Annotated in this window: 17 protein-coding genes; 7 read left to right on the top strand and 10 right to left on the bottom strand. The window is 59.0% G+C overall.

Going from position 1 to position 26,644, the window contains the following annotated elements; translation table 11 throughout:
- The first annotated feature begins 110 nt into the window (after nt 1-110).
- Entirely contained in the window at nt 111-1,730 is a 1,620-nt protein-coding gene (locus tag AACY19_RS06630; protein ID WP_339449148.1) for an FMN-binding glutamate synthase family protein, read from the top strand.
- Here AACY19_RS06630 and AACY19_RS06625 read toward each other — a convergent pair.
- The 3 genes from AACY19_RS06625 to AACY19_RS06615 form a co-directional block, all read right to left on the bottom strand.
- Nucleotides 1,639-3,300: a glycosyltransferase family 39 protein gene (locus AACY19_RS06625; protein WP_339449146.1), complete on the bottom strand. Its 1,662-nt coding sequence runs from the start codon at nt 3,298-3,300 to the stop codon at nt 1,639-1,641. The two genes, AACY19_RS06630 and AACY19_RS06625, sit on opposite strands and share 92 nt — an antisense overlap.
- Nucleotides 3,297-3,638, bottom strand: coding sequence for a polysaccharide synthesis protein GtrA (locus tag AACY19_RS06620; RefSeq protein WP_339449144.1), 342 nt, complete (start codon nt 3,636-3,638; stop codon nt 3,297-3,299). The genes AACY19_RS06625 and AACY19_RS06620 overlap by 4 nt, the downstream gene beginning before the upstream one ends.
- 289 nt (nt 3,639-3,927) lie before the next feature.
- Nucleotides 3,928-5,349 (bottom strand): amino acid permease, encoded by a 1,422-nt coding sequence (locus tag AACY19_RS06615; RefSeq protein WP_339449141.1) that lies wholly within the window; start codon nt 5,347-5,349, stop codon nt 3,928-3,930.
- A 511-nt stretch (nt 5,350-5,860) separates the two neighbouring features.
- On the opposite strand from AACY19_RS06615, the gene AACY19_RS06610 reads away from it, so the two are divergent.
- Nucleotides 5,861-8,977, top strand: a complete 3,117-nt coding sequence (locus AACY19_RS06610) for a transglycosylase domain-containing protein (RefSeq protein WP_339449139.1) — start codon at nt 5,861-5,863, stop codon at nt 8,975-8,977.
- A 153-nt stretch (nt 8,978-9,130) separates the two neighbouring features.
- Nucleotides 9,131-13,813, top strand: a complete 4,683-nt coding sequence (locus AACY19_RS06605; protein ID WP_339449137.1) for an NEL-type E3 ubiquitin ligase domain-containing protein — start codon at nt 9,131-9,133, stop codon at nt 13,811-13,813.
- A gap of 50 nt (nt 13,814-13,863) precedes the next feature.
- Here AACY19_RS06605 and AACY19_RS06600 read toward each other — a convergent pair whose 3' ends face one another.
- The 5 genes from AACY19_RS06600 to AACY19_RS06580 all read right to left on the bottom strand — a co-directional run bounded on the left by AACY19_RS06600 (nt 13,864) and on the right by AACY19_RS06580 (nt 19,591).
- On the bottom strand, nt 13,864-14,337 hold the full coding sequence (locus AACY19_RS06600; protein ID WP_339449135.1) for a CS1 type fimbrial major subunit: 474 nt from the start codon (nt 14,335-14,337) through the stop codon (nt 13,864-13,866).
- 93 nt (nt 14,338-14,430) lie between these two features.
- Nucleotides 14,431-15,171 (bottom strand): molecular chaperone, encoded by a 741-nt coding sequence (locus AACY19_RS06595; RefSeq protein WP_339449133.1) that lies wholly within the window; start codon nt 15,169-15,171, stop codon nt 14,431-14,433.
- A gap of 34 nt (nt 15,172-15,205) precedes the next feature.
- The gene (locus AACY19_RS06590; RefSeq protein WP_339449131.1) at nt 15,206-16,450 is read right to left on the bottom strand and encodes a hypothetical protein; all 1,245 of its coding nucleotides are present in this window, start codon (nt 16,448-16,450) and stop codon (nt 15,206-15,208) included.
- Between the two features lie 15 nt (nt 16,451-16,465).
- The gene (locus AACY19_RS06585; RefSeq protein ID WP_339449129.1) at nt 16,466-18,991 is read right to left on the bottom strand and encodes a TcfC E-set like domain-containing protein; all 2,526 of its coding nucleotides are present in this window, start codon (nt 18,989-18,991) and stop codon (nt 16,466-16,468) included.
- A gap of 108 nt (nt 18,992-19,099) precedes the next feature.
- Complete coding sequence (locus tag AACY19_RS06580; RefSeq protein WP_339449127.1) at nt 19,100-19,591, bottom strand: CS1 type fimbrial major subunit; 492 nt, start codon at nt 19,589-19,591, stop codon at nt 19,100-19,102.
- Nucleotides 19,592-20,104: 513 nt separating this feature from the next.
- Between AACY19_RS06580 and AACY19_RS06575 the strand changes: the two genes are divergently transcribed.
- Nucleotides 20,105-20,680, top strand: coding sequence for a PadR family transcriptional regulator (locus AACY19_RS06575; protein ID WP_339449125.1), 576 nt, complete (start codon nt 20,105-20,107; stop codon nt 20,678-20,680).
- A complete protein-coding gene (locus AACY19_RS06570; RefSeq protein WP_339449123.1) occupies nt 20,677-21,462 on the top strand; it encodes a siderophore-interacting protein in 786 nt (261 codons plus the stop codon). Before AACY19_RS06575 ends, AACY19_RS06570 begins: the two co-directional genes overlap by 4 nt.
- 30 nt (nt 21,463-21,492) lie before the next feature.
- On the opposite strand, the gene AACY19_RS06565 is transcribed toward AACY19_RS06570, so the two are convergent.
- Nucleotides 21,493-22,125 carry a Pr6Pr family membrane protein gene (locus AACY19_RS06565; RefSeq protein WP_339449121.1) on the bottom strand — a complete coding sequence of 211 codons (633 nt, stop codon included), beginning with the start codon at nt 22,123-22,125 and terminating at the stop codon, nt 21,493-21,495.
- A gap of 1 nt (nt 22,126) precedes the next feature.
- Nucleotides 22,127-22,357 carry a VF530 family protein gene (locus AACY19_RS06560; RefSeq protein WP_186623668.1) on the bottom strand — a complete coding sequence of 77 codons (231 nt, stop codon included), beginning with the start codon at nt 22,355-22,357 and terminating at the stop codon, nt 22,127-22,129.
- Nucleotides 22,358-22,658: 301 nt separating this feature from the next.
- Here AACY19_RS06560 and AACY19_RS06555 point away from each other — a divergent pair, with 301 nt between their 5' ends.
- Entirely contained in the window at nt 22,659-24,020 is a 1,362-nt protein-coding gene (locus AACY19_RS06555; protein WP_339449111.1) for a carbohydrate porin, read from the top strand.
- Between the two features lie 145 nt (nt 24,021-24,165).
- The gene (locus tag AACY19_RS06550; RefSeq protein ID WP_339449109.1) at nt 24,166-26,577 is read left to right on the top strand and encodes a glucose/quinate/shikimate family membrane-bound PQQ-dependent dehydrogenase; all 2,412 of its coding nucleotides are present in this window, start codon (nt 24,166-24,168) and stop codon (nt 26,575-26,577) included.
- The last annotated feature ends 67 nt before the right edge of the window (nt 26,578-26,644 follow it).

Here is a 26,644-nt window from a genome sequence, read left to right as displayed (position 1 = left end):
ATCATTTGCAGCTGAAATACCGCTATCGCGAGCAGGCTCACTCCTGCAGGGAATGTGTTTATCCCTGATATCTTCGCTGATTATTCCGAGTCCGAACCCAAGGAAACCGTATGAGCCTGTCACTCCTGAGCCGCTACGCCTTCTTTGCCGTCTGCGTGATCTTCACCCTCGCCAGCCTGCCCTTCCTCGAACATGACTGGCTCTGGCCCATCACCGCCATTACCGGCGCGCTGAGCCTGCTTGGTGTGTTCGACCTGCTGCAAAGCCCGCACGCGGTGCGTCGCAACTACCCGATCCTGGGCAACATCCGTTATCTGGTCGAAGGCATCCGCCCCGAGATCCGCCAATACCTGCTCGAATCCGACAGCGATGCCCTGCCCTTCTCGCGAGCCCAGCGCTCGCTGGTGTACTCGCGGGCCAAGAATGAAACCGCCGACAAACCCTTCGGCACGCTGATTGATGTCTATCAGTCGGGCTTCGAATTCATCGGCCACTCGATGCGCCCGGCGCCGTTGAGTGACCCGAGCAGTTTCCGCGTCACCGTCGGCGGCCCGCAGTGCACGCAACCGTATTCGGCGTCAGTGTTCAACATCTCGGCGATGAGCTTTGGCTCCCTCAGTGCCAACGCCATTCGCGCGCTGAACCAAGGGGCAAAACTCGGCAACTTCGCCCACGACACCGGCGAAGGCAGCATCAGCCCGTATCACCGCGAACACGGCGGCGACCTGACCTGGGAGCTGGGCAGCGGCTACTTCGGCTGCCGCACCAGCGACGGCCGATTCGACCCGGAACGTTTCGCGACTCAAGCGCAGAATCCGCAAGTGCGGATGATCGAAATCAAGATGAGCCAAGGCGCCAAACCGGGCCACGGCGGGATTCTGCCCAAGCACAAAGTTACCCAGGAAATCGCCGACACCCGCGGCATCCTGATGGGCGAAGACTGCGTGTCGCCGTCACGCCACAGCGCGTTTTCCACACCGATTGAAATGATGCGGTTCATCCAGCAACTGCGCGAGCTGTCCGGCGGCAAACCGGTCGGTTTCAAGTTCTGCCTCGGCCATCCGTGGGAGTTCATGGGCATCGCCAAGGCCATGCTGGAAACCGGCATCCTTCCCGACTTCATCGTGGTCGACGGCAAGGAAGGTGGCACCGGCGCCGCTCCCGTGGAATTCACCGACCACATCGGCGTGCCGATGCGTGAAGGCCTGCTGTTCGTGCACAACACCCTCGTCGGTCTCAACCTGCGCGACAAGATCAAACTCGGCGCCAGCGGCAAGATCGTCAGCGCCTTCGACATCGCCAGCGTGCTGGCCATCGGCGCCGACTGGGCCAACTCGGCGCGCGGCTTCATGTTCGCCATCGGCTGCATTCAATCGCAAAGCTGCCACACCAACAAATGCCCGACCGGCGTCGCCACTCAGGATGCGCTGCGCCAACGCGCGCTGGTGGTTCCGGACAAGGCACAGCGGGTCTTCAATTTCCACCGCAACACGCTCAAGGCGCTGGCGGAAATGCTCGCCGCTGCCGGCCTGGAACACCCGTCGCAGCTGTCGGCCAAGCATCTGGTGCGGCGCATGTCGGCGACCGAAATCAAACTGTTCTCGCAGTTGCATGTGTTCCTCAAGCCGGGAGAACTGCTCACTGGCGAAGTGAATGGCGAGTTCTATTCGCGAATGTGGCAGATGGCGCGGGCTGACAGTTTCGAGCCCCATGAGCAGGCGGTAGCCTGAACCCTGCAAGATTGTCAGCCTCTCCGGAGGCTGACTTCGATTCAGCGGTCAACAAGTAAGCAGTCGCCGCCCCGTTTTTGAGTGCCCGAGTTTGCGTCCAGCCTTTTGAGCGCAACTGACTGACGTTATCTATTGAATCAAATGGAATCCACCAGACTCTTCGTCCGCACTGCAAAACCGCCAAATCATCGAAGTAAATCCACTTCAATGAGTCGGGGATCAAGGCATAACCGCCATGCGTGGATGATTCGATAAAGTCCTGCAGAGATGAGCGGATGTAAAATCTGGGCTGAATGGTTGTCGTGTTGTAATAAGTGAATGGCAGGTATGAAATCAGTGAATCAAGGATGATTTCGTCACCCGGCTGAACTTCGCGCGCGAGCGCCGTCACCAGCTCGCGATATCCATGACTCTTGCGCATCTCTGTGCCATTCAATCCATCTGTTTGCTGGTAGACCACGAATAAGCCATACGATTGAGCGCACAGAACCAGGCCCAGGACCGCCAGGCGTAAAGCCGAGTCAAAACGCTCTCGCGCAGTATCCAGCGCCGCCGCAATGATCATGGCGATCCCAGGCGAGGCAAACACTAAATATCGCGGGAGAAAAATGGGGGTGAACAGTGCCAGGAAGAAGAGCGAAATCACCGGAACAAAAAAATAGCCAATCACCAGCCAGGCAAATCTTTCATCTTTTTTGCCCGACGTAATGATCGATATCGCACAGGCCACCAGAAACATCAGTGGTAACAGGCGCCAGACCGAGGACGCAGGCACTGCTTCATCCATCACCATGAACTGCCAGACAAGACCAAGAGCCACTTGCGCAGTAACAGGCTCAATCCAGCTTTTGGTTCCCGAGAACTGAGCAATCAGATGGGGTATCCAGGGTACATACAACATCACTATGCAGGCATTTGCGCTGAACCAGAGATATCTGGAAATGGACGCCCTGCACTCCCCCGAACTTTTCCACCAGAACAACCAGTGCACCAAAACGCAAAGCCCAGCGAAGTAATGAGTGTAAAACGCAGCACTCATCAGCAATACATACGCTACGGCAAACCGTTTGCGCTGCGGCGCCTGAGCCCAACACACCAACATCACGCTCGCCCCCATCAGCCAGAAACCGAGCAGGGTGTACATGCGCACTTCCTGGCTGTAACGAACCGAAATCGGCAACAACGCCAACAGCAAAGCTGCAATCCATGTGGCTCGTCGCGTGGTGATGAGGCTCATCAATCTGATGCACAGCAATAGGGTGCCGATATCCGCCAACACGCTCAACGAACGAGCGGGCAATGGCCCTTCCCCCCAAAACATCACCCAATAATGCAGAAAGATGTAGTAAAGCGGCGGATGTACATCCACTGCCGTCAGTGCCCAGATTCGAGCAGGTGTTTGCCGCGCCAACAGCAAGCTGTAAGCCTCGTCGTACCAGATTCCCGGCAGCGAGATGGAATGCAAACGCACCCACAACGCAAGAACAATGACGCCCGCCAGTGCAAAGCGATCCTGCAAGACTGACCGTTGATATTCATTGCGCGCAGAGGGGGCAGACAAGACGGTCACAACCGGTGCCTGCGCAACAGCACGAACCTGAAAAAACCGTAGCCGATCAGCAGATTGAGCGCAGTAAATGAAGCGACGGTGACCAGACCGGGCAAGTTAAACGCATCCGCGAATGACCCCATCGCGAAACTCACCCCGCCCATGATCACCATGAATAAGAGATAGGCGAAAACACAGGTTCCGGTCTCGAAGGTATAAAGCGCATTCACATAAAGCGAGAACAAGGCAGCCACGCAGTAGGCCGCGAAGTTACTCGTCGCCTGAGTCAACCCGACAGCGCTGCACAGCACGAAAAACACCTGCCAATGGATCAGGCCATCGGCGAGGCCAATGACCATCAGCGCAGAGAATCCTTTCATCACCGCTCCTTGCCACCCCCCATTTGACGAACCTTGAAACTAAGGCAAGCGACAGGGGCGGTCTACTGTCAGAAATTACAGGTGCCGGTCTTGTCCAGACGAGCGGTCGCGATTTTTACCCGTGTAATGAGCGAAGTCGCGGTGGCTCGTTCATGACGATGAAAACGTCATCGCCGATCAGTAAGCGCCGGCTAAATCCCATTCTTCTGCGGCCAACAAAAAAGCCCCGATCTTTCGACCGGGGCTTTGTCGTTACAGCGCTTGCAACTTACGAAACCGAACGCGCCGCACCTTGCGACACTTGGGTCGGTTGCAGCTTGAACACATGGAACAACACCGTCAGCAGCACCAGGAAGGCCGGGCCGACATACAGCGCCACGCGGGTGTCCGGGAAGTACGCCATCAGGCCGACCACCAGCACCAGAAAAGCCAGTGCGAAATACGAGCTGACCGGGTACAGCCACATCTTGTATTTGAGGCCGGCACGTTCGCTGGCGCTCAGGCCTTTGCGGAATTTCAGTTGCGCCAGGAGGATCATCACCCAGGTCCAGATTGCGCCGAAGGTCGCAATCGACGTCACCCAGACGAAAACTTTTTCCGGTACCAGATAGTTGAGCAGCACGCCGAGCAACAGTGCAGCAATCGACAACAGCAACGCACGACGCGGTACACCGTTGTTCGAGGTCTTGGCAAAACCGGCCGGCGCCTGGCCGTTCTGCGCCAGGCTGTAGAGCATGCGCCCGGTGCTGAAGATTCCGCCGTTGCACGACGACAGCGCGGCAGTGATCACCACGAAGTTGATGATGCCGGCGGCGGTCTTGATGCCCAGACGTTCGAAGGTCATCACGAACGGGCTGCCCTGGGTGCCGATTTCATTCCACGGGTAGATCGACAGGATCACGAACAGCGCGCCGACGTAGAACAGCAGAATCCGCCAGAACACCGAGCCGATTGCATCGGGAATGGTCTTCTGCGGGTTCTTGGCTTCACCGGCAGTCAGGCCGATCATCTCGACACCGAGGTAGGCGAACATGACCATCTGCAGGGACATCAGCACACCGGTCACACCGTTGGGCATGAACCCGCCGTGGGCCCACAGGTTGGAAATGCCCAGCGCCACGCCGTCGTTGCCGAAACCGAAGGCGATGATGCCGACGCCGCCGATGACCATGGCGATGATGGTGACAATCTTGATCAGGGCGAACCAGAACTCGAATTCACCGAAAGCTTTCACCGCAATCAGGTTGATCGAGCCCATGCTGACCAGTGCCGCTAGCGCCCAGATCCAGCGCGGTACATCGGGGAACCAGATGCCCATGTACACGGCCACCGCGGTGATTTCCGCGACGCAGGTCACCAGCCACAGAAACCAGTAATTCCAGCCAGTGAGGAAGCCCGCCAAGGGGCCCAGATAGTCTTGCGCGTAACGGCTGAACGAGCCGGCCACCGGGTTGTGCACGGCCATTTCGCCAAGGGCGCGCATGATCACCAGGATCGCCAGACCGCCAAGGATGTAGGAAATCATGATCGCCGGGCCGGCCATTTCGATGGCCTTGGCCGAACCTAGAAACAGACCGACGCCGATACAGGCACCGAGCGCCATCAGGCGAATATGCCGTTCGCCGAGTTCGCGTTTGAGCGGACCGCCCTGAGCGGTGTCGCCGTGAGGCAGGTGATTGCCGACTGGCATGGGGTGCAACCTCGTCTTGTTATTGGATATGACCACCGAGCGTCGAAGCGTTGGCCGATAAGCCTTGGCTTGAAATGAAACCGCGCCAGCCTCGTGGGCAGACGCGTCGTGCAGGACAACCTGCAAGATCAGCGGGGCGTGCAGTATAAAAAGCCTTTGGCAGGTTTTTTCACTCTATAAACCACAACATTCAGCGACAACTCTCGGCAAAAGCCGGGTTTGCGGAGAGGCATTCACTATTAGCGTAGGAATATTCGTCACTAAAAAAAGGCGCCGAGTATTGCACAGCATTGGTGCGTCGTCATGCCCTTGGCTGAGCGCTGTTGATCCTGCAAAGGCTCTAACACTGCAATTTCAGGCATTCACTCAGTGACAGACTTGCGGGGAACCTGTGGTCAGGCGATTTATTCAGCCACCCACTCCCCAGCCATTCACAATTTTTTCACCATCGCCAACCACCGTCTAAGCTTCAGACAAGTCCGATCAATCTGCGTGAATGGATCAGTCGACTATGGGCGCTTTGTGGCAAACCGATTCGAGTAAAGCCGTGGTTCCGACTGAACGTGTGGATCAAGCGCCTGTCCCTGAAAAACCACGCCGTCTCCGGCATGGCTGGAAGGCTTTCTGGTTACTGGTGGTGATTATTGCCGTCGTGGTTGGCCTGGCCGCAATGAAGGAAATGCGCACCTCGCGTTTCCAGTCCAGCCAGCTCGGCAAGTACGCCGCGTCGCTGACCTACACGCTTGAGCCCGGTCCCAGCGAAGCCATTCGTTATCCGGGCAAAGGACCGTTCGACTTGCGTCTGGGTTACAGCTCGCTAGATGAATTTCTGCCGCGCCTGCTCAAACGCAATTACGTCGTGACCCAACAGACGCGCTTTTCTCCGGCGCTGCTCAGCTACACCGACAAAGGCATGTTCGTACCCTATCCGGAAAAAATCCAGGCCGGCCTGACCATCACCGATTGCCGCGCCGCGCCGCTGTACCAGTACAACTATCCGCAGCAACTGTATTCGAGCTTTGCAGCGATTCCGCCGGTGGTGGTGAGCAGCCTGCTGTTCATCGAAAACCGCTTCCTCCTTGATCCCAAACACCCCCTCGCCAACCCCGCGGTGGACTGGCCACGCTTCGGCATGGCGGCGTGGTCGCAGGTGGCCAAACTGCTGCATCTGCCGGGGCAATCGGCCGGCGGCAGTACCCTCGCCACGCAGCTGGAAAAATACCGTCACTCGCCCGACGGCTTGACCGTGTCCGGCGCCGAAAAATTGCGGCAGATGATGTCCGCCAGCGTGCGCGCTTATCAGGGCGGCCCGCAAACCCTGACGGCGCGGCAGAACATCGTGCGCGATTACCTCAACAGTGTGCCGCTGTCCGCCGTACCGGGGCATGGCGAAGTGCATGGCATGGCCGAAGGTTTGCGGGTCTGGTACGGCAGTGATTTCAACCGGGCCAACGAGCAACTGAACAGTACCGCCACCGACCCGAAAACCATGGCCGACAAAGGCGTAGCCCTGCGTGAAATGCTCTCGCTGATGATCGCCCAGCGCCGCCCTTCGCATTACCTGACCAAGGGGCGCGAAGAACTCTCTGACCTCACCGACAGCCATCTGCGTCTGCTCAGGCACAATGGCGTGATCGACAGCGCATTGGCCGATGCCGCGCTGAGCGCCAAGGTCAGTTACCGCGACTGGCAGACGCAACCGACGATCCAGCCGATTGAAACCAACAAGGGCATCAGTGTCACCCGCAGCCGCCTGGCGACGATGCTCAATCGCCCGCTGTACGATCTCGACCGCCTCGACCTGTCAGCCACCAGCACCCTGCAAGGCGACCTGCAGGCCCAAGCCACCGAATACCTGAAAAAACTTGCCGACCCGGCCTTCGCCGCCGAAATCGGTTTGATGGGTGAACGTCTGCTCACGCCCACCAGTACCACTCAGGTGCGCTACAGCTTCACCCTCTTCGAGCTGACCCCGGACGGCTCGCGGGTGCGTATCCAGACCGACAGCACCGATCAGCCGTTCGACATCAACGAAGGCAGCAAACTCGAACTCGGCTCCACGGCAAAAATGCGCGTACTCACCACGTATCTGCAGATCATTGCCGAACTGCACGACAAATATGCCGGCATGACCGTGCCGGAACTGAAGAAAGTCGATGTTCCCGATCAGGATCGCCTGAGCCGGTGGGTCATCGATTATCTGGTGCAGAACAAGGATCGCGACCTGTCGAATATGCTCGGCGCTGCGCTCGACCGCAAATACTCCGCCAGCCCTGGCGAGGCGTTTTTCACAGGCGGCGGTTTGCATGTGTTTCAAAACTTTCGCAAGGAAGACAACGGCCGCCTGCCGACCCTGCGTGACGCCCTGCGCGAGTCGATCAACCTGCCGTTCATTCGCCTGATGCGCGATGTGGTGCGCTACGTCACCTACTCGGGCCCCAATAGCAGCGCCGAACTGCTCAAGGATGATCGCGACCCGCGGCGTCAGGAATACCTGGCCTCGTTTGCCGACCGTGAGGGCACTTCGTTCCTGCTCAAGTTCTGGAAGAAGTACAGGAACAAGGACACCCCGGCGCGCCTCGATACCTTCCTCGACAGCATGCGCCCGACGCCGATCCGCATGGCCGCCGTACACCGTTACCTGTTGCCGGACGCCACTCAGGAAGACTTCAATACTTTCGTGCGCGCGCACCTCAAGGGCACCAGGCTCAACGAAAAACTCACCGATGATCGCCTGATCCGACTCTACGATGCCTATGGTCCGGGTCGCTTTGATTTGCCGGATCAAGGTTTCATCGCCAAGGTTCACCCACTGGACCTGTGGATGATGGGCTACCTGCTGCACCACCCGGACGCGACCTTCAGCCAGATCGTCAAGGCCAGTCAGTTCGAACGCCAGGAAGTCTACAGCTGGTTGTTCAAGAGCAAACACAAGCGCGCGCGGGACAGTCGTATCCGCACCATGCTGGAGATCGAAGCGTTCCTCGATATTCACCAGCGCTGGCAGAAAGTGGGTTATCCGTTCGACCATCTGGTGCCGTCGCTGGCCACCGCCATCGGCAGTTCCGGCGACCGCCCTGCGGCTCTGGCCGAGCTGATCGGCACCATTCTCAACGACGGTGTGCGCATGCCGACATTGCGCATCGACAGCGTGCACTTTGCCGCCGGCACCCCTTACGAAACCCGCCTGACCAACGACCCGCACGTCGGCAAGCGGGTGATGCCTTCGCAGGTCGCTACCGCCCTGCGCGAAGCCCTTTCGCAAGTGGTCGACTCTGGCACCGCGAAACGGGTTTCCGGCAGTTTCAAAACCGCCGACGGCACGCCATTGGTCATGGGCGGCAAGACCGGCACCGGCGACAACCGCATCGAAGCCATCGGCTCCGGCGGCCGTATCCTCAGCTCCAAGTCGATCAACCGTACCGCGACCTTTGTGTTCTATATCGGCGGCAACCACTTTGGCACGCTGACCGCGTTCGTCCCCGGGCGCTCGGCGGAAAACTTCAAATTCACCTCGGCGCTGCCGGTGCAGGTGCTCAAGGGCATGGCACCGATCCTGTCGCCGTATCTGCAACCTGGTGCTCACACGATGTGCCAACCGACGGAGAAGGTCACGGCACAGCTGTAAAAGAACGGGTGGTATTCCTGTATTTTTTACCGTTGAAATGTGGGCGCTTCACTGCACAAAGCCGCCGTGTTTCCAACGGTTTTTTGCGCTTTTTTCGGGCAATGCGTTTGCCTAGTCTGGTCGCTCCATTCTTGATCAACGGACGATCAGACCATGCCCAATCCCCCTGTGACAGTGGAACCGACGGCGCAGACAACGTCTGCCTCGGCCGAAAAAAGTGTCCATTACGAGCTCATCAAAAAAGCCCTGCCGGACTGGCTGCTGAAAACGTCGCCCACCCGGGTCAGCGCATTGAAAGGCGTCAAGCTGACCCTGCCCGACTGGCACCGCCAGGCCGCGGCAAGCGCCCACGCCCAACTGAAGGGCGAAATCCGAAAGACCTGGAGCACCCAGAATGATGTCGACCGCGCCCTGAGCAAACTTCAGGATGTCTACAGCTTCGCCAGACCCTTGCTGCAAAAGGCCTTGAAGGACCGCTTCGGTGTCGAGGATGACGTCGAAGCGACCTGGGTGCGGTTGTACATGCCAGCCAACACGTCATGGTGGACACGCGATTTTGCCTCGGGCAAACGCAGCCGCACGGTGTCGCTGCTCGACGCCGCCCTGCACAATTTTTCCAGCGACGAATCGTTCAGCGCCGACTCGGAGTTCATCACCCGTCCCGACGCTCGAGGACATTTCCAGGTCAAGCCGCTCAAGGCCAAGCTCAGCATCAAGCAGTTCCAGGCGTTGTGCCGCGAACTGAATATCGGCGCCAGTTACCAGCGTCACTTGCACGAGTTCGTGCTGTCGAAAAACCATGTGGCCAGCAACTATCTGCGCATCAAGGTCGTCGAGAGCGAAAAGCAGGCCTTGCGTACTGCCGCGCGCATGGCGTTGCTGAAAAAGGACATCGACCAGCGCGGCTTCGACGTGATTCAGGGCATGATCGAGGACCGCGCCCAGGTACTGTGGCATGACCGGCCTGTGCGTTATCACACGCTGAGCATGATGGACACTTCGCTGTCGGGCATCGTCGTGATTGCCGCCGACCTGCTCTCCGCCGACCACGCCGTTCCGGTGATCGCTTACGTGCCGCATGACCCTGAGCACCCGCTCAAGCAATACCCGACGGCGCTGGCGTTGATGAACGAACTGTCCCGCCAACTGCGTGACAACCAGTCGACAGGCTCCTATCAACAGTTCTTCAGCCAGTTCGTTGCACACCAGCAGCGGGGGTATTTCTTTGCCCGGCTGAACGAGCGACTGAGCAAGGTCAAATGGCAACCGGTGCCCGCCGGCTCAAGTTTGCCGACCTGGCGCGAATGGGCGGTGGACAACCCCAACCTGCAGTTTCGTCTGTCGAAAATCGAGGACGATCGCCAGACCCGCTTCACCGGGGATCTGTGGAAATACCTCTACAAGAAGAAGCTGAACAAGATCCTCAACGACGGTCGGGAGCTCGCCATTTCCACCGAGTATGCCGACCGCATGGCGCGCTGGGCCTGGTGGGACAACCTGGAAAAAATGCTTTCGGACATCCTGAATGTCGCGTTGCTGGTGGCCACGCCGTTCGTGCCCGGGCTGGGCACCCTGATGCTCGCGTACACCGCCTATCAACTGACCGATGAGGTGATCGAAGGCATCGTCGATCTCGCCGAAGGCCGCTTGGCCGAAGCCGGCGAGCAGACCATCAGTGTGCTGGAGAGCGTGGTGCAACTGGGGGCGTTCGCGGCTGGCACGACCCTGGGTAATCTCGCGCTGGAGAAGCTGTCGCCCTTCTTCGAAGGCTTGAAACCGGTAAAAGTGGCAGACGGCCAGACCCGTCTGTGGAACCCTGACCTCAGCGCTTATAGCCAGCCTGAGTCGGTGCTGCCGTCGCACAGCCGACCCGATGCCCAGGGGTTGCATACGCACGGCGAGAAACGCTTGCTGCGTGTAGACCAACAGGTATTTGAAGTGACCAAGGACCCGGTAACCGATGAACACCGGGTCCGCCATCCCAAACGCCCCGAAGCGTACTCGCCAACACTCAAGCACAACACCCGGGGTGCCTGGGTCTGCGAAACGGAAACCCCGCGACAGTGGCAGGGACCGAAACTGATGCGCCGGGTTAGCCACGCCACCGACGGTTTCACCGACGGGCAACTGGAGCAGGTGCGCCAGCTGACCGGCACCGACGAAAACGTCCTGCGACGCATGCATGTAGAGAATGCTCCGCCCCCTCCGCTGCTGGTCGACACCCTTGAGCGGCTGGGCAGCCATCCCGCGCCGAGCGAAGCGGCGGCGACCAACACGCCCGCCGTGGAACAACTGCTGGTCGATTGCCCGCAATTGACCACGGTTCTCGCCGAACGCGTCATTGCTCAGGCGCGACCGCTGGAACTGCAACAGATCACCCAGCGCCGCAAAGTGCCGTTGCGCTTGAAAACCACCGCCCGCGAGCTGCAGTTCGAGATGCAATCGGTCAGGGCCGTTCAGGGACTGCACCGTGAAGCGCTGAGCAACATCGACAGCGAGCGCCTGCTCCTCGGCACCTTGCGGCGTAACAGCGACACCTTCGGCGCACTGCGGATCGACATCCGTGACGGCAGCTTCAAGGGCGAGTTGCGCTGCTCGGCCGGCCCCGAGTCAGCCGAACGGCATCGGGTGCTGGTGCGCATCGCCGACGACAGCTACGAAGTACGCGATGGCGATGATCAGTTGCTGCATGACGCCTGCGGTCTGTACGAAGCGATCCTGCAGGCTGCCGAACATCAGGGCCGCAGCGTCATGGGCTATGGCACCGGGGAATCCGAGCGCCTCAAAGAATGGATTCTCGCCAAAACCATGCCCCCAAGCGAACGTCGCACCGTGCTGGCAGAACCCCCGATTCGTCGGGTTGCCCAGCACGATGATTTGCTGTTGGTGCGCGGGGGTGGCTTGAGTCGCGACGGCGCCACCTTGCACGAGCGTATTGGCGATTTGTATCCACATTTCAGCGAGCGAGCAGTCAACGCCTTCGCCGATGCCCTGACGGAGCAGGGCGAACCGCTCAAAGCCATCGAGGCCCAGGAAAAGGATCTGGCAGAATTGCGCAAGATCGTCCATCGCTGGCGCGATCAGCAAGTGGATGGCTGGGGCTCGGGCAATGCGCGCTTTCGCGACGGTGGTCAGCACATCTTCGAACGCTTGCTCGACTGCTTCGAACGCAAGAACAGAGACCTGGGCGTGCGCAGCGACCCTTCCGTCTACGCCCTGGATCTGTCCCGGGAGCTGCTTTCCATTGACCTGGAAACCTGGTGGTCCAAGCGCCCGGTCCTGAAGAAATTTCTCGACAAAGTCACGATACTCAAGCTCGACAAGGCGCGGTTTTCCGCCGATGAACTCGGTGTGTTGAAAGACTTTCCGAATCTGGTCGAACTCAGCGCCAAATACTGCGAACTGACGGCGTTGCCCGCGCATATCGGCGTCACCCTGCGTCGCCTCGAACGCTTGCGTCTGAGCAACAACCACATCGTACTGGATGACGCGGCCGTCAAGCGGCTGAGCAGCCTGACGCGCCTTGAAGTGCTGAAAATGGACGACAACCCGCTGGGGCTTTCGCCCGACCTGTCGCGCATGCCCCGGCTCAAAGTAGTCGCCTTGAAAAACACCGGGCTCACGCAATGGCCCACAGGCATCCTGAGCAAACCCCGCCCCCGCGGTTTGCTTCTGGATCTTCGCGGCAATCCGCTCGGGCAGTTGCCGGACGTGGTGGAAAAATCCGACGCCCAATGGCTGGTGGCGCGCACGCGACTGGATGTCGCCGCGCTGTCGGAGGTCAACCAGGTGCGCTATCAGGCTCATCGTCGCGCGATGGAGCTGCCCCCCGAACCAATCATCCCCGCCGCACCAGAGCCCCATACGTCAATCATCTCGGCCTACGGTGCCGACTACTGGAGTGACGTGCCGGGCTGGGGTGTCGACCGGGAGACGCCATGGTCGGAGCTGCTGCACGAACCTGACGCAGAGCCGTTCATGACCGCCCTGCTCGACGTGCGGGACTTCGCTGACTACCGGGCCGGCGGCGCGGCCCGCGAGCAACTGATGCAACGGGTCTGGCGCATGCTCGATGCGGTGCACCACGACAGCCAATTGCGCGAAAAACTGTTCAACATGGTGGTGGCACCGGTGGACTGCGCCGATGCCGGTGCACAGTTGTTCAACCAGATGGGCATCAATGTGCTCGCCTCCGAAGCCTATGCATACTCCATCGACGGGAAAGAGCTGGAACAAAAACTGGTGACCCTGGCTAAAGGCGCGGCGCGGCTCAAACAGGTCAACGAGATCGCCCGGGCGGATGTCGCCAGCCGTGACGGCAATCCTGATGAAGTCGAAGTCTATCTGGCTTACCAGACGGGACTGGCGCAGCGCCTGGGGCTGCCCTGGCAGTCGGAAGGCATGCTCTATCGCGCAGTTTCGGGCGTCACCGACACGATGATCGATCAAGCCTACGACACGGTGCTGGCACTGGGTGAAGGCGATGGTCTGGTCAACGAAATGCTGGAACAGGAGTTCTGGCAAACCCATCTGGAGCAACGCTATCCATCGCGTCTGGCTTCCAACAAGCAGCGTTACCTGAACCTGTTCGACAAACTGGAGACGTTGCGTAGCACCCAGCGCGAATGGCTTGATGCCTCTGGCGTGCGTAACGTCGCTTTGCGCAGTCGGTTGAGCAAACTCGCCAACGATCTGCCGGTGCCGAACAGCGTGGTCTATGCCGACCAGCCAATGAGCGACGCCATCTATGAGCGGGTGCTTATCGATCTGGTCGACGAAGAGAAGGAATTGTCGCGGCAGCTAACCCGCGAGGCCATGCGCAGGGCCGACATTTAAACGCCTGAGCAAATGCCCCTGAAGGCACCAAAGCCTTCAGGGGTGTCCCCTCATGGGGCTACGGCCTCGAAGATCAGGTGAACGCTGCCGTAATACGCGCCGGGTTTGTAACCGATCGCCGGCTTGACGGCGGCGATCATCAACTCCGCGCGTTTACCCGCCTTGCCGTCGATTGCCGAGATGACCTCAGCATTGTTCACGGTCAACTTTATTTTATTGAAGCGGACATCCAGCGCGATGTTTTCGCTGTCCCGGCCATTGCTGATATAGGGCTGTGCGTTCAATCGAGCCGCAACGCCGCCCGCGCTGTTCTTCACATCGAAATGTTTTCGCAGCGGGCTGAGCTCGGAGGTCACGATATCCCATTCAAGCTTCTGCTCGAGGCCCATCCAGCCGGGGTCTACCGGTAATACATAAAACTCCGAGACTGGAATGCTCACTGAAACATCAAACGTCTCACGTTCGACCAGCGCTGACACCCCCACACTGAATGCAGCCAGAATACAGAGCAGCGTGGCACTCATACCTTTTATACACATGGTCCTTACCTGTCCCTTGCACTCCATTGCGCACATGAAAATCAATCTGCAAAAAAATACCCCTGTTCACCGTTCCGCCTAGCCCTTCACGTCCAGGGATTTCTTTTGATTGCCTTCAACCAGTTTGAATTGATAGTGGCGCCCCGCCTGCTTCTGGAGCTCGAAAGCCCGGCCAGCCAGAATGTGATGCTTGGTCGTCGGCTGGCAGTCCTGCTCATTGCTGATTGAGCAATCCTTAAACTCATCGATGACCACCACACTGTTGCCGTTGTTGAGAATCCGGTATTGGTCGGGTTGGTTTTCGATCACGCTGTCAAAGCGTGTGTTCTTGGGCCGCACAAAGAACAACGTGCCGTATCCGGCGAGTACGTTGACGCCAGCGGAGAGGTTCTTTTTGTACGCCTCGCGTTCTTCGGCCGACACCGCGAACTCATCTTCTTTCTCAGGGACTACCGGTATGAAACGCACCCGAAAATAGCGCTCCTTGTCTCGCTCGCCCATGTACAGAAAACGCGAACCCTGCATGCTGTTGGCCGGCACGATCAAACGCGCCGGGCTGGCCATCAACCCGTCTCGCGCCGTGCCGTCGGCCTGGCTGACGAGTGGCACCTCACGGGAGGTGCCGTCGGCATCGTAGAGAATCTCGAGGATACTGATCTTGACGAAGGCCGTGCTGCCACCACCGTTGAACACGCGTTTGAGGAAGGTACTTTTATCGCCATCCAGATAATCGTAAACCACGCCGACATTGATCTGCGGCCCCGCCAGCAGGCCGTGGGAAAAAGCAGCCAAGCCCAAAAATGCCAATATACGTTTCATGAAATGAACTCCTTAAAATTGAATGCCCTGAGGTTTAAATCTCGGAATCCCAGATGACGGTCACAGCGCCGGAATAGGTTTTGGCCACGCCCTCCTCCAACATCTGGTCGACGTTTTCTTTGGTAATTTCGAAGTGCAAAGTCCCTGGCTTGCGATCGACGTAGAAGGTCGGCTGGAACAGTTCGGTGCCGCTGCCATCAAGGAGTAATGGTTGCCGGCTGACTGGCGCACCTGAAGCGTCCCCCAAGCCATGGGGCAAGCTCACGCTGATATTGAGGGGGACAAAACGCCCCGATTCGGCATCGCGCAAAGCGCAAGTGTTCGAGGTCGCGTACTGACACTCCAGTTGCATCTTGAATCGAGAGGACGCCGAAACATTAAAGGTCTGGTCGCGGAACAACCGCACCGGTTTACGGCCCTGATTCAACCAGGCTTGCCAGCCACCTTGAGGCAGCAGTTCGATTCGATGGCCACCAGGCGGGATTTCTACCTTCAGCGCATGCTCTACATCGAGGGTGAAGTTAAAAGTGATGCTGTTGTCCGTGGGAATGATCACATCACCGAAATCATAATCCCCGCCGGGACCCACCGAATACGTGATGCTGCCGACGTACTGTCCCGTGGACATGCCCAGGGGATCAGGCGTCTTCAGTTCATAAGCGTATTCCAGCGTGGCAAAACGCAACGTCGCGAGTGTCTCCGAAGGCTTGCGACTGCAGGGGCCCGCGCCGTCTGGCGTCAGCCAGAAAAATGAAGCGAAGTTAACGCCCGCCGCCAAATGGTTGGTGCTTTGGCAAGGACTCGGCGCATTGCGCCATTGCGAGCCCCAATAGCTAACCCCCGGCTGTAACCAGGCTGATACGCCCGGAAATCGAGGAATGAACCAGAGTCCGCCGACCCCGGCAACGCGCATCTCGACTCTTTTGGTTTCTCCGGTCTTGGTATGCACCACGTCCAGCGGTCGCCAGGTGGACGGCACCTTGACCATAAACCCTTGCCGTTCAGATTCATGGTTCGCCTCGATCGGTGCATTGGCGAATGCTTCAAACGCATTTTCCCTGAGGCTGAAAATATTCAACGCCTTGCAACGAGCCGGAATGTGATCGTTGCAAATCGAACTGATCGGCGTGGTGTTCTCGAATTTGTTGACCATTGGATTGCCAGGGTCCGGGCGAAATCGCGCGGTGATTTCCTGGGTCATTCCCGCTGCCGAAGCACTGAACAACAGGGCCAGGCCAAGCCCCCCTGCGCAGCGAATGGATTTACCGAAAGTTTGCATGATTTAGTCTCGAATTTAACCGGCAGCAGGGAGGCTCAAGGGTGCGTTTTCGGCCAATGTCTCGGGCGAGCAACGCAGATCGCCGATCATCAGCACATCGTTTTCAACACGCGCATTGGCCGGGTCGAGGCGGAACTGACAGAGCAACTGATTGCCGGAGCGCACCTCCAGAGTCGGTGAGTCGGCATTCATCTCCATGGAGAAAAACCCGTCCACTTCACTGACTCCACGGCTGGCGTGATTGATGATGTGGTGACCCTTCAGCGGCTTGCCTTGCGGGTTGATCAGGCGACCGAGCACGGTGACGGTTCTCATCACCCGTACCTTGCGGTAATCCACTCCACCCTTGTTCAAGTGGTAATTGGACCGGGCGGGCTGGATAGTCGCGGCGGGAACGTGATTGCCCTCGAAATCGAAACTGACCGAGCTGCTCCTGTAAGCCGTGATCGGCACGAAATTGCGGCCCGGTCGAAGGGCCGCACTGCCCCCGCTTAAATCGTCGGCGCGCAGGGCGATACCGTCGATGTCCGACTCCACATCGATGATCATGCCGGCGCCGTTGCGGTCGTACTGGCTGGTCATGACCATTTTTTGGGCGCCGATGGCAATCGTGCTGTCGAGGTTCAGGCCGCCGGTAATGTCGTCATTGAAGGACGAGCGCTGGATGAAACCGTCGCCGCTGACCAGATCCGACTGCATCGTGGCCATGGTGCTTAAACCGACCCCGTAGGTATCGGCGATTGCCGTGGCCGATACGCTTTGCAGCACGTGGCCCTGCAAATCCTTGCGGTACGTCAGCGACGCGTTGTTATCCCTGCCGCCGTCACGGGCGGTGCGGGTGCCGATGCTGCCGGAAATCTGTTCACCGGGTCCGCCAAGGGCGATGCTGACGCTCAGGTCGACGCCACGGTTGCGGTCATCGCCAGCGCTGTAACTGCCCGGCCGGTCGAAGACTGACAAACGCCAGTTGGCATCGCTGCCAAGCAGTCGGGTGCGTTGCGTCCACCCCATGTCCACAGCCATGCCTTCGGTATTGCCCTCGCTGTAGGACACACGGGCATTGATCGAACTTTTGCTGGTGAGTCGCTGAGTGACCGAGAGCGAGGAGTTGCTGGTCTGGCCAACATACGTATTGCGCTGTCGCACCCGAGTGCCATCCGGCAGGGTGTCATACAGCCGGGTCGTGTCGAGCCAACTGCGGTTATGGCTGACGACCATGCTGCCACCGCCATAGTTGTACAACCCCTGCACATCGAGGCCGGTGCCGTAATCCTGGGTCTCATAAATGTTGGCGTAGAGACTGGCGTTGTTGGCGATGGCCCAATCGACTGACGTGCCATATTGCAAGGCATCACGCACCTGCCGCGCACTCAGGCCCAAAACGGCACGCGGGTGCAACAGATAATTGGCCGCCGCGCCGGCCGTCATTGCGCCGTCGTCCTGCTCGTCCCAGTTGCTGAGCATTTTCGATTCACGACCGGCGAACAGGTTATAGCGCCAAGGCAGGTCATGATTGCGCCAATTGGCGGGCTTGTAGACCAGCTCCTGGGTGCTGGAAGTCACCTGGCCGTCTTCGATCAGGCGTACTTCCACCTCATAGATCCCCCCCGGCAGTGGCCGGGTATCGAGGGTTTGCAGCCCGGCCGCCATTGCCTGGGTATTGATCAGCAGGCCGTCGCGGTAAATCTCGACCGAAGCCTGTCGATTGGCGGTGACATAAATCGGATAGACCGCCGGCGTCGGTTGGTTGATGGCCAGACTGTCGGAGCTGCCATACATCACGCCAAATGCCGTGTCGGGACTGCTACCGAATGTGCGCGGTTGCCGGGTCAGGCCCTCGGACGAGGGGGTAAAAAGACCCAAACGCAGAAAATTGCCATCCAGTTCGCGCTGGGTATAAAGCTCATTCACCGAGTGATATATCTGGTTGTCCAGGCCGCCCAGTCGGGACAGCTGGAGGTTGACGGCTTGCGTCCAGTTGCCCAGGCTACTGCTGGCTTCAAGGCCATAGCGACCACCCAGATCCTGATTTTGCCCACCATTGAGATTGACCTGGTTGCGCAAGATCAGGCCGGTACTGCCGCCCTCGGGAAGTGTATAAAAACGGGGGGGTTGATCGTCGCGTTCAGCCTGTTCGGTGAGAATCGAAACCAGTGAGTTCTGCAGACTGTAATGCACCGCAAGCAATTGTTCAGGACACTGGCGAGAACAGTCCCCCAGCGCAACTCCCTGCTTTAAATAGCTCTCCCAGATCTCGCGTTCGCTAGGCTTGATTGTGCTCTCGCCAACATCAGTGAACGCTACAAGCGTGAGGCGATCGTCACGTGTCAGCGTCACCATCGCCTCTCCCAAGAGTTGCTGGTTACGCTCAACCCTGACGGCCAGCGGCACATCAAAAAAGTGCTCCTCGAAGTCCGCTGGCAGCCCCTCTGCCTGGGCCAACAAACTCCGTGGCGTAATACTTGAGGCAGCAGGCGCTGCCACTGCGACGGCGCAAAAAAACAGCGCGAGCACAGCCGCGATGGATAACATCGTGGACATGAAAGGCATACTCTTGTGAAAAACTTGATTCATTAAAAGTTGGGGCAGCAAAGTCTGCCGCCCGCAACTAAAGACAAAATTCGACTCTTGTCTATCGCATGAACAACATCAAGGAGCCAACACTGCCTCGTGCACCATGGTGAAAGTACCGGTATAGGCTCCGGCTTTATAACCACCCGTTGGCTTCTGCGGAGCAATTACCATGTCCACGCGTTTACCACCGACGGATTCAGTGCCGCCGACCGTCTCTTGGGGCACGGTATTCAGCACCTTGTTGCCAAACTTGATTTCAACGTCAATTTTATTCGTACCGTCATACAGAAAAGCCTCATTCAACAAACTTGTGTGAATAGAGCCTTTCGGATCTGTATGTTTGGTATCGAACTGCTTAACCATTTTGACAAAATCAGGGTCAGACAAATCATTGCGAAAGATCAGCTCCACTGGTTTCCCGAGCCAGGTCTTGTCGACGGGTTCCACATAATAGTGATTTTCTGGAACTGTAGCCGTCATCTGAATCACATGATCAATGGCAAACACTGACACCGAATTCATAGCGAGGGCTGTCATTGTTGTAGCAAGGGCGATTTGCTTGAGCATCTTCCAATACCTGTTTTGAATAAAAGATTTCGCATTAATGTTTGTACTGACGCAGAACCGTTATCAGCGGTAGTGCTTCAGCGCAATGTGTAACGCCGAAAGATGATCAAGCAAACGCTCTTAAAAGTAAGCCGGAAAGTTCCCACAAGTGTGTAGCCCGCAGGCCATTACCGCAGAGAGAAAAAACCGCGTTATTTAATAAATTCCCTGAGCGACTGTAAGAGCCAGACTACAAGACGCCAAATAAGTGACCGAGCAGGCCACAACTAACATAGCAACTTCCGTCAGACATGTACCACACTTCCCACAAATAAGGAGCGGATCGTTAGTTTAGAGAGTTAGCACTAATCTGCGCGATTGCCGAGGTATTGAAAACCCCCATTTGCGGATCAATGCGTGTCATTCGTCGACTCGATGTCACGCCAGACACCGCTCGACCACCCGTCAGAAGGCCTTGCTCAATCGATAAGATATATCTTAAGTTGTATCTAAACAGGACAGAGAGAAGGAACCATGAGAGACCATCATCCGCCCCACCCTCATCACCCTGCCCACGGCGACGGCCTTGATCGCCGTCCCGGTCGCGAACGCGGCGGGCGTGGTCCACGAGTGTTCGCCCCCGGCGACCTGAAATTGCTGCTGTTGGCGCTGATCGCCGAACAGCCGTGCCACGGCTATGACCTGATCCGCCAGATCGAAGGGATGTTCGACGGCGCCTACAGCCCCAGCCCCGGCGTGATCTATCCGACCCTGACCTTTCTCGAAGAAAGCGAGCTGATCGCCGGTGACGCCGAGGGCGGCAAAAAACGCTACAGCGTCACTGATGCCGGTCGTTTGTCATTAAGCGAACAAGCGGTAGCGCTGGATGGCGTGCGCATGCGCATCGACGTCAGCAAGCGCTCGTTGCGCGGCCATGATCGGCCGCCAGAAATTCACGAAGCGGTGCACAACCTGCGCCACGCTTTGCAGATGCATCACGGCCGCTGGAGCGCCGACGAAATCCTGCGCGTGCGTGACCTGCTCAATGACACCGCCAAAGCCATCGTCGACGGCCCTGCCGTTCCATCTGCCCAGGAGAAAGCCGAATGACTGCAGTCGATACCCAAACCATTCACCGCGTGATGCACGAAATCAAACGCCGCAAGCTGGAGGTTCTGCGCGTGGTCGACCTGACTCCGCGCATGCGCCGCATCACCCTTGGCGGGCCAGAGCTGGCCGGGTTCATCAGCCTCGGCACGGACGACCACGTCAAACTGCTGTTCCCGCAGAACGCCGAGCAAGCCGCTGCGCTGGAAACCATGGAACTCGGTGCCGGCAAGAGCAATGGGCTGATGCCCGAGATGCGCGACTACACGCCGCGCCGCTATGACCTGGACACGCTCGAACTGGACATCGATTTCGTCCTGCACGGCGACGGCCCTGCCTCGACCTGGGCGGAACAAGCCACCGTCGGCCAGATCCTGCACATCGGCGGGCCGCGCGGATCGATGATCGTCCCGGACATCTTCGACAGCTACCTGCTGATCGGCGACGAAACCGCCCTGCCCGCCATCGCCCGTCGTCTCGAAGGACTCGCGGCCAACCGCAGGGCGCTGGTGGTGATCGAAGTGGAAAACGGTGCCGAACAGCAAGTGCTGGAGAGCGCGGCGCAGGTCAATGTGATCTGGGTGTTGCGCGAGGGGGGCAAGGACAACCTGCTGAGCACGGTTAAGCAGGTGCAGGTGCCCAAGGGCAATCTGTATGCGTGGGTGGCCACAGAGACCAAAGTTTCACGACAGATCCGCCGAGTGCTGATTGATGAGCATGGGCTGGACGAGCAACTGATTAAAGCCGTCGGCTACTGGCGCGCCGAAGGCTCTGAAGAAGAGTGATATCCCTTGTAGGAGTGAGCCTGCTCGCTCCTACAGGGACCGCCAGCGGTCGAGGCCGATGATCAGCAACCCGATCAGCACAAACCCCAGCAAAATCCCCCCGGCATTGATCAGCACCTGTGGATAACCCAACACCGACACATCAATGAACGGGTACGCATACGCACCGAGCAAATGGCCGCGCAGCAGCGCATAGATGAAATACACCAGCGGATATATCAGCCACAGCGGCAGATGCCACAGGCGCAATGTGCCTTTCGGCACGCACCACCACCAATAACCCAGAAACAGCAGCGGCATCACGTCGTGCAGCAACTCATCGGCGACAAACTGCCAACCTTGCGGATGCCACAAATGCCGCAACAAAAGGCTGTAGGCCAGGGCGACCACGGCAATGCTCACGGCAATTGCGCTACTGACCGACGGCTGTAGAAACCAGCGGCGGGCAGCAGATTCGCGGTCAGTCGCGGCACAGGTCAGCACCGTCGCCAGCAGCGTGTTGGTCAATATCGTGAAGTAACTGAAGAAGCTCACCAGCCCGCCCAACAGGCTGGCGCCGACGCTCAAGCGTGCGAAGAAAATCAGATAAAGCTGAATCGCCAACCCCGCCCAGCCCAATACCGCAGCGCAGGTAATCAGGCGTCGCCGTAATACGGCGTCCATCTCAAAGCGGTCGCTTGGTGCGCATCAACTTCACGTACAGACGCTCGACTTTCTCCCGCGCCCACGGGGTTTTGCGCAAAAACGTCAGGCTCGACTTGATGCTCGGATCGCTCTTGAAGCAGCGGATATCGATGCGCTCGGCCAGCCCCGACCATTCGTAATGAGTGACCAGGGCATTGAGGATCTGTTCGAGGGTGACGCCGTGCAGTGGATCGGGGGTGTGGTCGTTCATGCCTGGCCTTTGGGCGAAGTGAAAATACAGAAGCCGCGCACCTTAGCCGAGGGGCTGTTCAGGTGGAAGGCCTTGCTTCAAATGTAGGCCAACCCGAGAAGATCGCAGGCAACCGCCAGACTCACAATGCGCCCGTTTGACGCACTGTTACCGAATCCGAAACGCTGCATGTTCACAAAAGGACTTTGTCTTTTTGTAACAGATCATTATCCTGCCGCCCTTCCGCTGAATCGCTTCACTGCCTGCGACCTATTGAAGCACTCAGCCCGCACCCCCGAAAACACCAAAAAAAGACTTATCCATGCCCGATTTTTCCTTCTCCCGAGACAGCGCTATCTCAGCCCTGCGCACCTTTGCCGGCTGCACCGCCCTGGGCCTCGCCACTTGCGCCCAAGCGGCGTCCGCGTTCGACAGTGAATCACCGTACATGCTCGGTGACTGGAACGGCACGCGTACAGAACTCTCGGAAAAAGGCTACGACTTCAAACTCGACTACACCGGTGAAATGGGCAGCAACCTGCACGGCGGCTATGACCACGACCGCACCGCGCGTTACAGCGACCAGTTCGGCCTGGGCACGCACTTGGACCTGCAGAAAATCCTCGGTTGGGACGACGCCGAGTTTCAACTGACCATCACCAAGCGCAGCGGCAACAACATCAGCAACGACCGCATCAACGATCCGCGTGTCGGCGGCTTCACGTCGGCCCAGGAAGTCTGGGGCCGTGGCCAGACCACGCGCCTGACGCAGATGTGGTACCAGCAGAAATTCTTCGATCAGAAACTCGACATCAAGGTCGGCCGTTTCGGCGAAGGCGAAGACTTCAACAGCTTCCCGTGCGACTTCCAGAACCTCGCGTTCTGCGGCTCGCAGGTCGGCAACTGGGTCGGCGGCATCTGGTACAACTGGCCGGTCAGCCAATGGGCAATGCGCGTCAAATATCACCTGACCCCGGAGCTGTACGCGCAAGTCGGCGCCTACGAGCAGAACCCGTCGAACCTTGATCGCGGCAACGGCTTCAAACTCAGCGGCAGTGGCACCCAGGGCGCGATCCTGCCGATCGAACTGGTGTGGACACCGAAGCTCAACGGCCTGCCGGGCGAATACCGCGCCGGTTACTACTACAGCAACGCCAAAGCCACCGATGCATATAAAGATCAGAACGGCCAACCGGCGGCCCTCAGCGGCGAAGCCTACCGTAGCGCGTCGAGCAAGCACGGTGTGTGGCTGGGTATTCAGCAGCAAATCACCAGCGTCGCCAGCGACAACAGTCGCGGCCTGAGCGTGTTCGCCAACGGCACGATGCACGACAAGAAAACCAACGCCATCGACAACTACGTGCAGGCCGGCATCACCTACAAAGGCCCGTTCGATGCCCGCACCAAGGACGACATCGGTTTCGCCCTCGCCCGCGTGCACGTGAACCCGGCCTACCGCAAAAACGCCGAAGCAACGAATCAGGCCAACGCCGTCTACGACTATGACGATCCGTCGTTCCTGCCGCCGCAAGACACCGAATACAGCGCCGAACTGTATTACGGCGTGCACGTGACCCACTGGCTGACCGTGCGCCCGAACCTGCAATACATCCGCCACCCCGGTGGCGTGAACAACGTCGACGACGCCCTGATCGGCGGGATCAAGATCCAGTCCTCGTTCTAAAGGTTTACGCAAATCCCGCTCCCACAATGGGGATTTATGAAATTCGTTAGCTAGACAAGTTTTTATCTGAACCATGCCCACGCCAAATCGTCATCTACAGTGACTACAGCGTGGGACTACATAAAACGTCACGGAGAATCACACTATGAGCACCGAAAGTGCTTCGAGTCGGGGCCGTCTGTTACCGAGTCTGCTCGGCATTCTGCTTCTACTGATGGGCCTGGCCATGTTGGCCGGTGGGGTCAAGCTGAGCATGCTCGGCGGCTCGCTGTACTACCTGCTGGCCGGTATCGGCATTGCGCTGAGCGGCATTCTGCTGCTGATGCGCCGCCGTGCAGCGCTGGGCCTTTACGCCATCGTGCTGTTCGCCAGCACCGTCTGGGCGCTGTGGGAAGTGGGTCTGGACTGGTGGCAACTGGTGCCACGTCTGGCCCTGTGGTTTGTCCTCGGCTTCGTGATGTTGCTGCCGTGGTTCCGTCGTCCGCTGCTGCTCAATGGCCCGGCGCCAATGGGCACGGGCGGTTTGACCGTTGCTGTCGTGCTGGCCGGCCTCACCGCTCTGGCCAGCCTGTTTACCCACCCGGGCGAAACCTTCGGCGAACTGGGCCGCGACACCGCGGACATGACCAGCACCGCACCCGACATGCCTGAAGGCGACTGGCAGGCTTATGGCCGCAGCGAGTTCGGTGACCGTTACTCGCCGCTCAAGCAGATCACCCCGGCCAACGTCGGCAAGCTGCAAGAAGCCTGGCGCATCCAGACCGGCGACCTGCCGACCGCGGATGACCCGGTGGAGCTGACCAACGAAAACACCCCGCTCAAAGCCAATGGCATGATCTACGCCTGCACCGCGCACAGCAAAGTGCTGGCTCTGGACCCGGACACCGGTAAAGAACTGTGGCGCTTCGACCCGCAGATCAAAAGCCCGGTCGGCTTCAAAGGCTTCGCCCACATGACCTGCCGTGGCGTGTCGTACTACGACGAAGCCAATTACGCCAAGTCTGAAAACCCCGCCTCCGCTGTGATTTCTGAAGCTGGCAAAGCCGTTGCTCAAGCCTGCCCGCGTCGTCTGTACCTGCCCACCGCTGATGCTCGCCTGATCGCCCTGAACGCCGACACCGGCAAGATCTGCGAAGGCTTCGGCAACAACGGCGTGGTCGACTTGACCCAAGGCATCGGCCCGTTCACCGCTGGCGGCTACTACTCCACCTCGCCAGCCGCGATTACCCGTGATCTGGTGATCATGGGCGGTCACGTCACCGACAACGAATCGACCAACGAGCCATCGGGCGTGATCCGCGCCTTCGACGTGCGCGACGGCCACCTCGTGTGGAACTGGGACAGCGACAAGCCAGACGCCACCGAGCCTTTGGCACCAGGCGAAACCTACAGCCGCAACTCGGCAAACATGTGGTCGCTGGCCAGTGTCGACGAAAAACTCGGCATGGTTTACCTGCCACTGGGCAACCAGACTCCAGACCAGTGGGGCGCTGATCGCACCCCGGGCGCCGAGAAATTCAGCGCCGGCGTTGTAGCCCTGGACCTGGCCACCGGTAAAGTGCGCTGGAACTACCAGTTCACCCACCACGACCTGTGGGACATGGACGTTGGCAGCCAGCCAACCCTGCTCGACATGAAAACCGCCGACGGCGTGAAACCTGCGCTGATCGCCCCGACCAAACAGGGCAGCCTGTACGTCCTCGACCGTCGTGACGGCACGCCGATCATCCCGATCCGCGAAATCCCGGTTCCGCAAGGCGCCGTGAAAGGCGACTTCACCGCACCGACCCAGGCCCGTTCGGACCTCAACCTGCTGGCCCCGGAACTGACCGAAAAAGCCATGTGGGGCGCGAGCCCGTTCGACCAGATGCTGTGCCGCATCCAGTTCAAGGAACTGCGTTATGAAGGCCAGTACACCCCGCCGTCGGAACAGGGCAGCCTGATCTATCCGGGTAACGTTGGCGTGTTCAACTGGGGCGGCGTTTCGGTCGATCCGGTTCGCCAGATGCTGTTCACCAGCCCGAACTACATGGCCTTCGTTTCGAAAATGGTGCCACGTGCTGAAGTAGCAGCCGACAGCAAACGCGAAAGCGAGACCGCTGGCGTGCAACCGAACACCGGCGCGCCATACGCCGTGATCATGCACCCGTTCATGTCGCCACTCGGCGTACCGTGTCAGGCCCCGGCCTGGGGCTACGTTGCCGGTATCGACCTGACCACCGGCAAGGTCGTGTGGAAACACAAAAACGGCACCAGCCGCGACAGCTCGCCAATCCCGATCGGCTTCACCCTGGGCGTGCCAAGCATGGGCGGCTCCATGGTCACGGCCGGCGGCGTCGGCTTCCTCAGCGGCACCCTCGACCAGTACCTGCGCGCCTACGACGTCAACAGCGGTAAAGAGCTGTGGAAATCGCGTCTGCCAGCAGGTGGTCAAGCGACTCCGATGACCTACACCGGCAAGGACGGCAAGCAATACGTGCTGCTGGTTGTCGGTGGTCACGGCTCGCTGGGCACCAAAATGGGCGACTACATCATTGCTTACAAACTGCCGGAATAAGCTTTAGCGGCGGTAAAACAAAGGCGATGTCTCGTGAGGGACATCGCCTTTTTTGTTGCGCCACAAA

The sequence above is a fragment of the Pseudomonas sp. EA_5y_Pfl2_R50 genome (assembly GCF_963970475.1).
Lineage (GTDB): Bacteria > Pseudomonadota > Gammaproteobacteria > Pseudomonadales > Pseudomonadaceae > Aquipseudomonas.
The sequence above is the reverse complement of the archived record's forward strand: the minus strand, read 5'-3'. Positions and strand labels throughout refer to the sequence as shown.